The organism is Prosthecobacter sp., assembly GCF_044373815.1.
Classification (GTDB): domain Bacteria; phylum Verrucomicrobiota; class Verrucomicrobiia; order Verrucomicrobiales; family Verrucomicrobiaceae; genus Prosthecobacter.
This window is the reverse complement of the sequence record NZ_JBIPNG010000153.1, coordinates 1-13,154: the sequence shown is the minus strand read 5'-3', so window position 1 is coordinate 13,154 and position 13,154 is coordinate 1. Positions and strand designations below refer to the sequence as shown.

The following is a 13,154-nucleotide window of genomic DNA, read 5'->3' as shown; positions in this document are numbered from 1 at the left end:
CAGCTCAATGACGCAAAAGCATCCGCGCGGCACCCCCACGCCGAACCAGCACCGCTGCATGCCTCAAACGTACCATCTGCCCAACGTCGGCCATCTGCGCATTGACTGGAACTCTGCCACGCTCACGGCGAAGGTTCTCGGCGAAGACGGCGGCACAAAGATTGCGCAGACTCTGCCCTTTAGTGAACTGAAGGTAAGCTAGCTCATGCGTCTCGTCATTCCATTCGTCTTCATGGTCTCCTGCAGCGCTCTCGCTGCAGAAGCGCGTGTGGAATTCAATCGCGACATCCGCCCGATCCTGGCCGCGAAGTGCTACGCCTGCCATGGCCCGGACGAAGACAAGCGCGAGGCCGACCTGCGGCTGGATGTGCGTGCTGAGGCTGTGAAGGCAGCCATCAAGCCCGGCCAGCCTGAAGCCAGTGAACTGTGGAAACGCATCACCCATACCGATCCTGCTGACGTGATGCCGCCGCCTTCGTCGCCGAAGCAGCTAACCCAGGCCGAGCGCGAGCTCTTCCGCCGTTGGATTGCCCAAGGTGCGGAATATCAAAATCACTGGGCCTTTGAGCCGATCACGCGTCCAGCCGTGCCGAAATCGGACAGCAAAAATCCCATTGATGCTTTCATCGCCGCCAAGCTCCGCACGCACGGTCTCAAGCCCGCACCCGCAGCCTCATCTGCCGCTCTGATTCGCCGCGTTTATCTCGATCTCACCGGCCTGCCGCCATCTCCGTCAGATCTCGCTGCTCTTTCCGATTGGTCGGAACAAAAATACGAGCAGATCGTGGACCGCCTCCTTGCCTCGCCCAATTTTGGCGAGCGCTGGGCGCGCCACTGGCTGGACATGGCGCGTTACGCGGATTCAAACGGCTTCCTCGGCGATGGCCTTCGCCCCAACGCCTATAAGTACCGCGACTGGGTCATCCGTGCCTTTAACACCGACCTTCCGTTTGATCAGTTTACTATTGAGCAAATCGCAGGCGACCTGCTGCCACAACCTACGCCGGATCAAATCACCGCCACTGGCTTTCACCGCAATGCCGCGCTCAACACCGAGGCAGGCGTGGACAAGGAGGAGGCACGTTACCAAAACCTCGTTGATCGCGTCAATACGACCGGTCGTGTCTGGATGGGCCTCACCGTGGGCTGCGCCCAGTGCCACACGCACAAATACGATCCCATCACTATCCGCGACTACTACAGCTTCTACGCCTTCTTCGACAACACCGTGGACCGTGACGATGCGAAGACCAAGGCACAGGCGCTGGCCGAGGCTGACAAGGATCGCCGCCAGACTTATGTCCATCTTGCTGGCGACTACACCCGACGCGGTCCAGATGTCGTTCCCGCCAGCCTTTCCGCACTGCCGCCGATGGCCAAGCCCGTTCAGCCGGAGCCCGGCCGACTCGATCTCGCGCACTGGCTTGTCTCGCCGCAGCATCCGCTCACCAGCCGCGTCGCGGTGAATCACATTTGGAGCAAGCTCTTCGGCTTTGGCTTCGTGCGCACGCCGGATGACTTCGGCACAGCCGGCGAATCGCCGTCGCATCCCGAACTTCTCGACTGGCTGGCCACCGAGTTCATGCGCAATGGCTGGAGCCGCAAGCAACTCATCAAGCTCCTCGTGATGAGTGCGACTTACCGCCAGTCCTCTGCGCACCGTGATGACATCGTCGAACTCGACCCGCTGAACTGCCTCCTCGCCCGCCAGAACCGCATCCGCCTGGACGCTGAAATCTTGCGCGACTCCGCGCTCTCTGTCAGCGGCTTGCTGAAGCGCACCATCGGTGGACCCAGCTTCCGTCCACCACTGCCGGAGGATGTGTTTGATGTGGGCCGCTCATCAAACTGGAAGGCCAGCCCTGGGGATGAAATTTACCGCCGCAGCTTGTACATCATCACCCTGCGCAGCGTGCTGTATCCCACGCTCACCACCTTTGACTCGCCCGATGCCGCAGACGCCTGCGTGCGCCGCGAACGAAGCAACACACCGCTCCAGGCACTCGCCATGATGAACGACAGCGTCTTTGTGGAAGCCGCGCAGGCGCTCGCCTTGCGTGCGATGCGTGAGTCACCTCATGACACGGCCAGCCGACTGCGGCACCTGTTTGAATGGACGCTCAATCGTTCGCCGCGCGCGGAAGAGATGCAGCGCCTTGCCGGCTTTCACAGCGAACAGAAAGCCCGCGTTGAAAAGGGCGGTGCAAAAACCTTGGAGGTCCTTGGCAGCACCAGCACCTTTGTTCCCTTGCCCGATCAGACCGAAGCCGCCACGCTTGTCGCTGTCGCGCGGGTGCTCATGAACCTGGATGAGTTCATCAATCGTGAATAGCCGCCTTTCCTCACCTCGCCACCGCAACACCTTCAGCCCTGCCGCCGTTTAGACCCCATGCTTACTCTCTTCTCCAAACAGCCCGCCAACCGCTACTGCGACGGCCTTTCGCGACGTTCGTTTCTACGTATCGGCGGGCTCGGTCTGGGAGGCCTGAGCTTTCCAGAACTGCTGCGTGCGGAGTCAGTGCAGGGAGTTGGCAAATCGCAGAAGGCGCTTATCCTTGTGTACCTGCCTGGCGGTCCCCCGCATCAGGACATGTATGACCTGAAAATGAACGCGCCGTCGGAGGTGCGTGGTCCGTTCAAGCCCATCGGCACGAATGTCTCTGGCATCCAGATCAGCGAGCATCTGCCGCGCATGGCCAAGATGGCGGACAAGCTCACCTTCATTCGCAGCGTCGTCGGCGCAAAGGACCGGCATGAAAGCTTTCAGTGTGTGACGGGTCGCCTCAGCAATAATGCGCCTCCGGGGGGCTGGCCGGAGATCGGCAGCGTGGTGTCCAAGCTCAAAGGCGGCGCCCCCACGGTGCCCGGCTACGTGAATCTTTCGCAGCAGATGAAGCACACGCCTTACAATCAGGGGCGCCCGAGTTTCCTCGGCGTGGCGCATGCGCCCTTCATGCCATTGGAGCGGGGCAAGGAGGACATGTCGCTCAACGGTGTGACCTTGGAACGCTTGGGTGATCGGCGCGGACTGCTCTCCGCTTTTGACACCTTTCGCCGCGAGACGGATGCTTCGGGCACCATGGCGGGCATCGATGTCTTCCGGCAGCAGGCCTACGGCATTCTGACTTCCTCGCAGCTCGTCGATGCGCTCGACCTTTCCAAAGAGTCTCCCAAAGTCCGCGAGCGTTACGGCAAAGGCACTGATAAAATCCAGGGCGATGCCGCACCTCGGCTCAATGAGCAGTTCCTGCTGGCGCGTCGGCTGGTCGAAGCCGGTGTGCGAGTGGTGACTCTCAGCTACAGCTTCTGGGACTGGCATGGGCAGAACTTCAAAAACGCCCAGGAAAACCTGCCCGACTTTGATCAGGCGATCTCCGCCCTTGTTCAGGATTTGCATGAGCGCGGCATGGACAAGGATGTGACCGTGCTCGCCTGGGGCGAATTCGGGCGCACGCCGCGCGTGAATGACAAAGGCGGACGTGATCATTGGCCCAACGTTTCCTGCGCGCTGCTCGCCGGGGGCGGCATGCAGAATGGCCAGGTCATCGGCGCTACGGACCGCCTTGGCGGTGAGGCCACGGACCGTCCTGTGCATTTCCAGGAGATCTTCGCCACCCTCTACAACAATCTGGGCATTAATCCGCATACCAGCACGGTGTCGGACTTCTCCGGTCGTCCCCATTATCTGGTCGACAACGAATTCCAGTCGATCAAGGAACTGGCCTGACCCTCATGTCGCCACAGGACTACATCACCCAAACACGTCGCGATTTCCTTGCGACGAGTTCCTGTGGCCTCGGCACGCTCGCCTTGGCTTCATTGCTGCGACAGGATGGCCTGCTCGCTGCCGAGGCCGGCATTCCTGCAGATCCGCTTTCCACGCGCATGCCGCATTTCGCGCCGAAGGCGGAGCGCTGCATCTTCATCTTCCTCGAAGGCGGCCCCTCGCAGATGGATCTCTTTGATCCGAAGCCGCTGCTCAACAAGTACGACGGCCAGCCGCTGCCCGATTCGATCGTGGGAGATGCGAAGTTTGCCTTCCTGCAAAAAGACACGGCCACGGTGATGGGCACCAGCCGCGTCTTCAAAAAACACGGCCAGTGCGGCATGGAAATCAGTGATCTGCTGCCGCACATCGCCACCTGCGCGGATGACATTGCGCTGGTGCGTTCCATGCACACCACACAGTTCAATCATCTCCCGGGCCAGCTCATGCTGAACTGTGGCGAATCCCGTCTCGGGCGCCCCAGCGTGGGTTCGTGGGTGACCTATGGTCTCGGCAATCCGTCACAGGAGCTGCCCTCCTATGTCGTCATGGTCAGCAAAGGTCGCGGGCTGCCGGGCGGCAGCTCCACCTGGTCCAGCGGCTTCCTGCCATCATCGTATTCTGGAGTGATGTTTCGCAATGGTGCTTCGCCTGTTCTGAACCTGGGCAATCCCGCAGGCATCTCGCCAGAGATGCAGTCCGCGAGCATTCGCGCCCTGAATGATCTCAACCGCCTTCAGCATCAGCACATCGGTGATCCCGAGATCGCTGCCCGCATCAACAGTTACGAACTCGCCTTCCGCATGCAGAGCGCCGCACCGGATCTGGTCGATCTTAGCGGTGAATCGCAGGCCACGCTGGATGCCTACGGCGTGAACCGCATCGAGCCGCCCATCAAGAGCAACCTCGGCGGCATCGGCAACTACCAGACCTTTTCGCGGCAGTGCCTGAATGCGCGGCGGATGGTGGAGCGCGGCGTTCGCTTTGTGAACATCATCCACGCGTCATGGGATCACCACAGCGCTCTTGATCCCCAGCTCGCGCACAATTGCGGAATGGTCGATCAGCCCATCGCCGCACTGCTCAAAGATCTCAAACAACGTGGCCTGCTCGACACCACGCTCGTCGTATGGGGCAGCGAATTTGGTCGCACCGCCTTGGGCGAAAATCGCAAAGGCTTCAAGAAGGTTACTGGCCGCGATCATCATCCGGCTGCCTTCAGCCTCTGGATGGCGGGCGGTGGCATCAAAGGCGGGCAGGTCCATGGCGAGACGGATGACTTTGCCTGGCACGTGGCGCGTGATCCCGTGTCCATGCATGACTTCCACGCCACGATTCTCCACCTCTTCGGCCTGGACCATAACAAGCTCAGCTACCGCTTCCAGGGCCTCGACTTCCGCCTCACCGGGGTGAATCCGGCCAAGGTGGTAAAGGGGCTGATTGCCTAGCTGCGATTATCGAGCGTAAAAGAAGGCTCCTGCGTGCGTAATGTCCGGGTGCCAAACGTCCCGTTTCAAACCATCGCAACCCTGCTGCTGCTCTGCGTCACCACGCAGGCGGGCGAGCCTGCGCCGATTGATTGGGCGAAAGCGCGCCAGCACTGGTCCTTTGTGCCGCCCAAGGCTCAGGCCCTGCCCAAGGTGAAGGATGCCTCCTGGCCGCGCGAGCGCGTGGATCGCTTCATCCTCGCCAGCATGGAGGCTGCAGACCTCACGCCTACACGCGAGGCCGATGCACGCACGCTGATCCGCCGCGCCACCTTTGACCTCACCGGCCTGCCGCCCACGCCAGAGGAGGTGCAGGCCTTTGTGAATGACAACCGACCGGATGCCTATGCGAGGCTCGTGGACGGTCTGCTCAGCCGCCGGGCCTTTGGTGAACGCATGGCCGCCATGTGGCTGAACCTCGCCCGCTATGCCGAAGATCAGGCGCATCAGGTGGGCAACAATTCCTCCTTCGCCTATCCGAACGCCTGGCGGTACCGCGACTGGGTCATCGCTGCCTTCAATGCGGACCTGCCCTACAATGCCTTCGTGCAGAAGCAGCTCGCGGTGGATTTGATCGAGCCGCAAAACAAAGCGGATCTCGCCGCGCTCGGCTTTCTGGGTCTCGGGCACAAGCTGTATGCGCGAGGCCAGCTCGATGTGCAGGCGGAGGAATGGTCGGAGCAGGTGGACACCGTGTCGCAGACCTTCCTCGGCCTCACCGTGGCCTGCGCACGCTGCCATGATCACAAGTTCGACCCCATCACCGCACGCGATTACTACGCCATGGCCGGTGTCTTTGCCTCCATGCAGATGGTGAACCTTCGTCCCGATGGCAAGGATGAAGACGGCAAAACTCTGGCCGATAAAATGGATCCCGGAACCCTGCACATCGTGCGTGATGTGAATCCGCATGACCTCCCCGTCTATGATCGCGGCGATGTGAAGACGCCCGGCCCCAATGTCCCGCGTGGCTGGCTGCAGGTGCTCAGCAAGGATGAGCCGGTGAAGTTTCTCCAAGGCAGCGGCCGTGCCGAGCTCGCCCGCCAGATCACCGATCCCACCAACACACTCACCGCCCGCGTGATGGTGAACCGTGTCTGGGATCTGCTCTTCGGCAGACCGCTGGTGCGCACCCCTAGCAACTTTGGCACCACAGGCGACAAGCCCACGCATCCCGAACTGCTCGATGATCTCGCGTTGCGTTTCATGCAGAACGGCTGGTCCGTGAAGCGCCTCATGCGCGAGCTCGTCATGTCCGCCACCTACCGTCAGGGCAGCAGCGGCAGCGCGGCGAATGCGCAGCTCGATGAAGCAAACGATCACCTCTGGCGCATGAACCGCCGCCAGCTCGGCATCGAGTCCTGGCGGGATGCCATCATGGCCACCGCAGGCACGCTCAGCCGGGAAGGGGGCGCCTCGCAGAACCTTGACGCACCCACGCACCACAAGCGCACCATCTACTCCCAGGTCAGCCGCCGTGAGTTGAACAAGACGCTCATGCTCTTCGACTACCCGGATGCCAACGTCCATGCCGCCCGGCGCAGCACCAGCACCACGCCCACCCAGAAGCTCTATGTGATGAACAGCCCCTTCATCATCGAGCAGGCCAAACAACTGGCCCGGCGCATCCAACAAAGCGGCGGCGATGATGCCGCACGCATCCGCCACGCCTACGCACTCCTCTTTGCTCGCGAGCCCGAGGCGGAGGAACTCGCCATCGCCCGGGAGTTTTTGCAACAGCCCGCCACAACAGCCGGCCCCAACGCGTGGGAGCAGCTCGCGCAGGCGCTTCTCGCCACCAACGAAATGCTCTATGTGGACTGATCCCAACCCCGCGCAGCTCACCCGGCGTGAAGCCCTCCACCGCCTCTCGGCCGGCTTTGGTGCCATCGGCCTTGCGGGCATGATGGGCGCTCAGGCGCAGGCCGCTGTGAAGCAGCAGATCACCCCGCGTGCGAAACGGGTCATCTTCTTGTTCATGAACGGTGCGCCGTCGCACATCGACACCTTTGATCCGAAGCCGGCGCTGAAGAAATACGAAGGCCAGCAGCCCTCCGGCAAGCTCTACAAAGCGCCCAAGACCAGCGGCTTCATGTCATCCCCTCTGCAGTTTCACAAGTGCGGGCAGAGCGGCATTGAAGTGAGCGAGAGCCTGCCCGCTCTGGGCAGCATCATTGACGACTGCTGCGTCATCCGCTCCATGCACACCAATGTGCCGAATCATGAGCCCGCGCTGCTCATGATGAACACTGGCAATCTCCAGCCCATCCGCCCCTCCATGGGCTCCTGGGTGCTGTATGGCCTGGGCAGTGAAAATGAAAACCTGCCCGGCTTCGTCGTGCTGCGGCCCACGCCCAACATCGTGGTGGGCCCCGCCCTGTGGAGCAATTCCTTCCTGCCTTCAGAGTATCAGGCCACCGGCGTCATCACTTCCGACATGAGCGTGGACAAGCTCGTCGCCGACGTGCGCAACTCCGTGCTCGCCCCGGCGCAGCAGCGCCGTCAGATCGATCTCATTCAAAAGCTCAATCACCTGCACGCTGCCAAGCGCGAGCAGGACCAGGCGCTCGAAGGCCAGATCAAGGCCATGGAAACTGCCTACCGCATGCAGAGCGCCGCCAGCGATGCCTTCGACATCAGCCGCGAGCCCGCGAAAATGCGCGAGATGTATGGCGACACCCCCTTTGGCCGCTCCTGCCTCCTCGCGCGCCGTCTCGCCGAGTCCGGCGTGCGCTACATCAGCGTCTACTACACCAGTAGCAGCAACCAGCCTTGGGACACGCACAGCGACCACTACAAGAACCATCCCAAACTCTGCGCCGACAGCGACCGCGCCTCCGCCGCACTCATCAGCGATCTCAAGCAGCGCGGCCTGCTGGAGGACACCCTCGTCGTCTGGACCGGTGAGTTTGGCCGCACGCCTTACTCGCAGGAAACCCAGGACAAAAACAAGCAGGTCGATCCCATGCGCCGCGGTCGCGATCATCACCACACCGCCTTCAGCACTCTGCTGGCCGGTGGCGGCATCAAAGGCGGCCTCGCTTATGGTGCGTCCGATGAACTTGGCATGAATGCCGTCGAAAAGAAGGTTCATGTCCATGATCTGCATGCGACCATTTTGCATCAGCTCGGCCTCGATCATGAACAACTTACCTATCGCTATGCCGGTCGCGACTTCCGTCTGACAGACGTGTATGGTGATGTAGTGACTGGCATTCTTGCGTGAGGCATATCATTCCATTATGTGCTATTTTACATCCTCACTTCTAGCTGCTCTCTGCATGGCCTCCGTCACGCTTTCGGCGGCCGAACCTTTGGTGTTTATCTCCGCGTTCGCCTCGGGGGACAAAGCTGGCATTCATGCTTTTCGCTTCGACTCGAAGACAGGCGCATTGCAGCCATTGCATCGAACCACTGATATTCAGAATCCGTTCTTCCTGGCGGTTTCGCCCGACCAACGCTTCCTCTATGCGATCAATGCCGATAAGTTCGGTGGGGCGGATGATGAATTTGTAGCGGCCTACGCTCTTGAAGACCGCACCGGCCGGCTGAAGAAGCTGAATCAGCAGTCTGCGCGCGGAACGGCTTCGTGTTATCTTGATGTCGATGCCACGGGCAAGACCGTGGTGGTGGCAAATTACGCGTCAGGAAGTGTGGCGTCGCTGCCGGTGAAAGAGGATGGTATGCTGGAAGAAGCAGTCACGTTTGTGCAGCACAGCGGCTCCAGCATCGACCTCGAACGCCAGAAGGGACCCAATGCGCATAGCATCGTCATCAGTCCAGACAACCGCTTCGCACTCGCCGCTGATCTGGGCATCGACAAGATTCTGATTTATCAACTCGATGCGGCTAAGGCAAAGCTCACGCCAAATGAGGCCCAGCCCTTTGCGAAGATGCAGCCCGGCTCAGGGCCTCGGCACATCACCTTTCATCCGAACGGCAGGCATGTGTATGTGATCAACGAACTGGCAAACACGGTGACGTGTTTTGATTATACCCCCGCATCCGGCATGCTCACTGAACAGCAGACCCTCACCACACTTCCCGACGGATTCAGTGGCAAGAGCTACACGGCTGATTTGAAAATCACCCCCGACGGCAAGTTGCTCTACGGCACAAATCGGGGCCACGACAGCATCGCGTCATATCGCATAGGTGACGATGGCAGACTCACGCTGCTCTCCATCGATCCCAGCCTCGGAAAAGGGCCGCAGAACCTGCTCATCACCCCGGATGGCCGGTGGCTCCTCTGCGCGAATATGCCGGGAAACAGCGTGGTCGTGTTTCGGATTGATGCCACGAGCGGGAAGATCACAGCAACCAGCACTCCAGTCGAGATGCCGATGCCATCGTGCATTCGCTGGGTAAAATAATTTTTTCACGCATCCTCATCATGGTTTGACCTCGCTCCGCACCTCCCATGCTGGCGGCAGTTCCTTGGACTCCGGCCCATACGTCTGCGACACCACAAAACCGCTCGCCTGCGAGGTGTAAAAGATGCGGCCGTTGCTCACCACCGCGCCCAGGCACTCGCGTGAATCGATGGCAGGTCCTGTGGAGACCAGCTTGCCCTCTTGCGAGAGGTCGATCATGTCCATGTTTGCGCCCAGGACATACGGCTCGCTCAGGGTGAAGCGGCAGCACGCATAGTTCGTGAGGATGCTGTAAGTCACCTTGCCGGTGTTGCGGTCAAAGATGTTGCCCTTGCCGCGCAGTGCGTTGGAGAAGATGAATCTCTCGCCGACGCTGACCACGTTAAGCGCCGAAGTCACGGCATCGGATTTCCAGACGAGCTTGCCGGTGTTCGCATCGAGGCACCAGACAAAGCGGTCTTCCGTGCCTGCGTCCGCCTTGTTGTACCCGCCTATGTAGAGCCTGCCATCGCGTGCGCTGAGCGTGCATTTGGCTGTGACGTAATAGTCGTTCGTCTGCCAGAGGATTTTGCCGGACTTCGGCTCGATGCACACCGTGAGGCCGTTGTTTCCCACCGGCTGCCCTCGGCGCGCACGCTGGTCGGCGTCATAGCCAAAGAACACGGAGTAATACAGCTTGCCGTCGAGGATGCAGATACCGCAGTCGTTGCCGCCACGTCCTTGATCGGAAAAATCTTTCTCCCACACCACCTTGCCGGTGTCGATATCCCAGGCCCACACACGCGGGTGGTGGTTCGTGGGGTAGTACGGATTGTCATTGGAATAGATGAAGCTCATTACATCATGTCCGTCGGCGGGTTTGACCAGTGCTCCGCCAAAGGTCCATGGCTTCTCGCTTCCTTGCGGTGCATAGTCGCCGGTGCCGCTGGCATAGATCGCGATTTTCCCTGAGACGACCGGCGGAAACTGCCGGCTCCAGCTTGGTGAACCGGTAAAGGGCGCCTCCCAGAGCATCTGCCCTGTCGCGGCATCCAGACAGCGCACAAAGGATTTTTTAATGCCTGCCTGCGGGATCAGGAGCTTGCCGTCGATGTACAGCGGTGAAGTGAAAGACAGGTATACATCCGGCCACCAGCGCCGCCACAGCAGCCGGCCCGTGTCCTGCTCACAGGCAATGATCTGGCCCTCGGCGGTGTGCGTGTAGATTCGTCCGCCTCCGCACACTGGCAGATGCTTCACCGTGCCTTCGAGACGCCGTGCCCACCGCATGCGCAGCGGTGGCGCGATGCCCTGATTGTTCGAGTTCTGCCCCGCAAAGTTGCCGTAGTTCGTGTACCAGTCGTACTCGGCGGCGGCCAGCTTGCCTGTCAGCGGGCTGCGGATTTTGGCGATGTCGTCCCGATCATGCTTTCCAGTCTCGGCTTTTTTGGGGCCAAAAACATGGACTCGGCCGTCCTCGCTGGGCACATAGATCCTGTCATCAGCTACCGCCACCGGGGCGGAAATCGCTGCATCTGAGACCTCGATGGAGCTGGCGAACGCAAGGTGCTCCGCAATAGGCTCAATGTGCAGGTGTCCATCCAGATCGCCCACAATGACGTGATTTTTGGTGATCACAGGCGGGGCGATAAATCCACCCATCGTCAGCACTTCGCCTCTGTCATCTTTGGCGTCCAGCCGGTGCCGCATGAGTCCGCGTTCGCTTTCCGGACGCACTCGGTAAACGTCCTTCCCTCGAATCGCCACAGGCGCAAAGCTCAGCAGGCCGTCCATGCGGATGTTTGTGTCCGTGCCCGGCACGAAGTCGCCGGTGGTCAGCGTGTCACCCTCCAGCCGCATGATGTCCACGCGGCCCGCATTGTCGCGGCGGTGCCACTGCACATACACGTTGCCGTCATCATCAGCGCTCTGCCCAAAGGTCGCGGGAAATTCCTTGCCGGACCATTCGGGAATCTCGCCCGTGGCTTTCAGCTTCGGCGCGTCGCCCGTGTCTTCGATGAACAGCGTGCGCCCTCCCGCTGGCATGACCACGGTGTTCCCTCGGATAAGGCAGATATCGCGCGAGCAGACGAAGTGATCTTTCCACGTCACGCGCCCGTCGCTGGACGTGGGCTTGCTTCCCGGCTTCAGCGTAGCCAGCATCCGCTTCTCGCAGAACTTCGCCCACTCCTCCCCGCTCCAGCGGTTGCCGTCGAATCCGACCACCTCCTTCACGAAGTCCCATTTCCACTTCACCTCTCCCTCGTTCGTGATTGCATAAACCTGAGCACCGAGCGTGGCAAAATAGACACGGTCCTTGCCGATGACCGGCGTGCTAAAGATCGGCTCGCCGCAGTCAATCTCCTTCACCACCGCGCCGGTGCTGCTGTCCAGCACGTAATAGATCCCCGCTGCGGTGCCGAAGTGCAGGTGCCTGCCCACGATGGCCGGTGAACTCACGTTGTTCACGTTCTGCTTCCCTCCTTTGCTTTGGAAATGCCACACCTCCTTCAGCGTCGCCGCATCGAAGCACGCGGCGTAACCTGATCCATCCACGACATACACCTTGCCCTCCGCAATCACTGGAGAGGTGTAGATGCCGTCTGTCATCGACAACGCACCCTGCAGATGCAGCTTTTCTGAGTCGATGTCACGAGCCGCCGCGTTGCCGGAGTGGGCCGCATTAAACATAAACTGCGGCCAGTCCTCAGCGGAGGCATTCAATATCCAAACGAAGGTGATGAGGACAAGGAAACGAATCATGACGGGTGAATACGCCTCCAACAGCCAGAACTCGCAGCCGATCACCTCTTCTCTGCGGCGAGGCACGCTTCCGCACTATTGAAGGCGCCGGTTCATTTGGATAAAACAGCAAGCCAGGCGCCTCTTGCCTCGTATGAGTTTTCCACCATGCGTTCTCTCACCCGCCGCCGTTTCTTTGAAGACTCCCTCATGGCTGCAGCAGCAGTCAGCCTGCCAGCGCCCTTGTTTGCAGCTGATCCCAAGCCGGTTAGCGCCAATGAAAAAATCACCGCTGCGATCATCGGCTGCGGCATTCGTGGCAAGGCGCATGCGCGGGAGCTGGCGCGACTCGGGGACTGCGATGTCGCTTATGTATGTGACCCGGATCTCGACCGCGCGGATGAAGTGGGCTCATTGCTCGTCGAATTGAAACGGCCGATGCCGAAGAAGGTGCAGGATTTGCGAAAGGTGCTGGAGGACAAGTCGGTGGATGTGGTGTTCATCGCTTCGCCGAATCACTGGCATTCTTTGTCTGCGATCTGGGCCATGCAGGCGGGCAAGGATGTGTATGTCGAAAAGCCGGTGAGCCATAACGTCACCGAGGGCAGGCGCATGGTGCAGGCGGCGCGAAAGCTGGGCCGCATCTGCCAGGGTGGGACTCAGAATCGTTCGCGGGGTGCTTTGGCCGAGGCGGTCAAATACATGCGCGAGGGCAAACTCGGCGAGGTGAAGCTGGCGAAAAGCATCATCTACGGCGGGCGTGGTTCCATTGGTGGGCCGGCCGAATGCGCCATGCCGCCGCGCTGC

8 protein-coding genes and 1 pseudogene are annotated in these 13,154 nt (G+C 60.7%); 8 read left to right on the top strand and 1 reads right to left on the bottom strand.

Going from position 1 to position 13,154, the window contains the following annotated elements; genetic code table 11:
• The 7 genes and pseudogenes from ACIREA_RS14140 to ACIREA_RS14110 form a co-directional block, all read left to right on the top strand.
• A pseudogene (locus ACIREA_RS14140) lies at positions 1-202 on the top strand (alkaline phosphatase family protein); the annotation flags it as partial.
• Positions 203-205: 3 nt separating this feature from the next.
• Positions 206-2,332: a PSD1 and planctomycete cytochrome C domain-containing protein gene (locus ACIREA_RS14135; RefSeq protein ID WP_397382922.1), complete on the top strand. Its 2,127-nt coding sequence runs from the start codon at positions 206-208 to the stop codon at positions 2,330-2,332.
• Between the two features lie 57 nt (positions 2,333-2,389).
• Positions 2,390-3,727: a DUF1501 domain-containing protein gene (locus tag ACIREA_RS14130; RefSeq protein ID WP_397382921.1), complete on the top strand. Its 1,338-nt coding sequence runs from the start codon at positions 2,390-2,392 to the stop codon at positions 3,725-3,727.
• A gap of 5 nt (positions 3,728-3,732) precedes the next feature.
• Entirely contained in the window at positions 3,733-5,214 is a 1,482-nt protein-coding gene (locus ACIREA_RS14125; protein ID WP_397382920.1) for a DUF1501 domain-containing protein, read from the top strand.
• 33 nt (positions 5,215-5,247) lie between these two features.
• Positions 5,248-7,077, top strand: coding sequence for a DUF1549 and DUF1553 domain-containing protein (locus ACIREA_RS14120; protein WP_397382919.1), 1,830 nt, complete (start codon positions 5,248-5,250; stop codon positions 7,075-7,077).
• Entirely contained in the window at positions 7,067-8,479 is a 1,413-nt protein-coding gene (locus ACIREA_RS14115; RefSeq protein ID WP_397382918.1) for a DUF1501 domain-containing protein, read from the top strand. Before ACIREA_RS14120 ends, ACIREA_RS14115 begins: the two co-directional genes overlap by 11 nt.
• A 55-nt stretch (positions 8,480-8,534) precedes the next feature.
• On the top strand, positions 8,535-9,626 hold the full coding sequence (locus ACIREA_RS14110) for a lactonase family protein (protein WP_397382917.1): 1,092 nt from the start codon (positions 8,535-8,537) through the stop codon (positions 9,624-9,626).
• Positions 9,627-9,644: 18 nt separating this feature from the next.
• Here ACIREA_RS14110 and ACIREA_RS14105 read toward each other — a convergent pair whose 3' ends face one another.
• The gene (locus ACIREA_RS14105; RefSeq protein ID WP_397382915.1) at positions 9,645-12,434 is read right to left on the bottom strand and encodes a PQQ-binding-like beta-propeller repeat protein; all 2,790 of its coding nucleotides are present in this window, start codon (positions 12,432-12,434) and stop codon (positions 9,645-9,647) included.
• 81 nt (positions 12,435-12,515) lie between these two features.
• On the opposite strand from ACIREA_RS14105, the gene ACIREA_RS14100 reads away from it, so the two are divergent.
• On the top strand, positions 12,516-13,154 hold a 639-nt coding region (locus tag ACIREA_RS14100), incomplete at its 3' end, for a Gfo/Idh/MocA family protein (protein WP_397382914.1).

Bases quoted from the DNA above. Each gene is read 5' to 3' on its own strand.
- ACIREA_RS14135 (WP_397382922.1), top strand. From the start codon at position 206: ATGCGTCTCGTCATTCCATTCGTCTTCATGGTCTCCTGCAGCGCTCTC.
- ACIREA_RS14130 (WP_397382921.1), top strand. From the start codon at position 2,390: ATGCTTACTCTCTTCTCCAAACAGCCCGCCAACCGCTACTGCGACGGC.
- ACIREA_RS14125 (WP_397382920.1), top strand. From the start codon at position 3,733: ATGTCGCCACAGGACTACATCACCCAAACACGTCGCGATTTCCTTGCG.
- ACIREA_RS14115 (WP_397382918.1), top strand. From the start codon at position 7,067: ATGTGGACTGATCCCAACCCCGCGCAGCTCACCCGGCGTGAAGCCCTC.
- ACIREA_RS14110 (WP_397382917.1), top strand. From the start codon at position 8,535: ATGGCCTCCGTCACGCTTTCGGCGGCCGAACCTTTGGTGTTTATCTCC.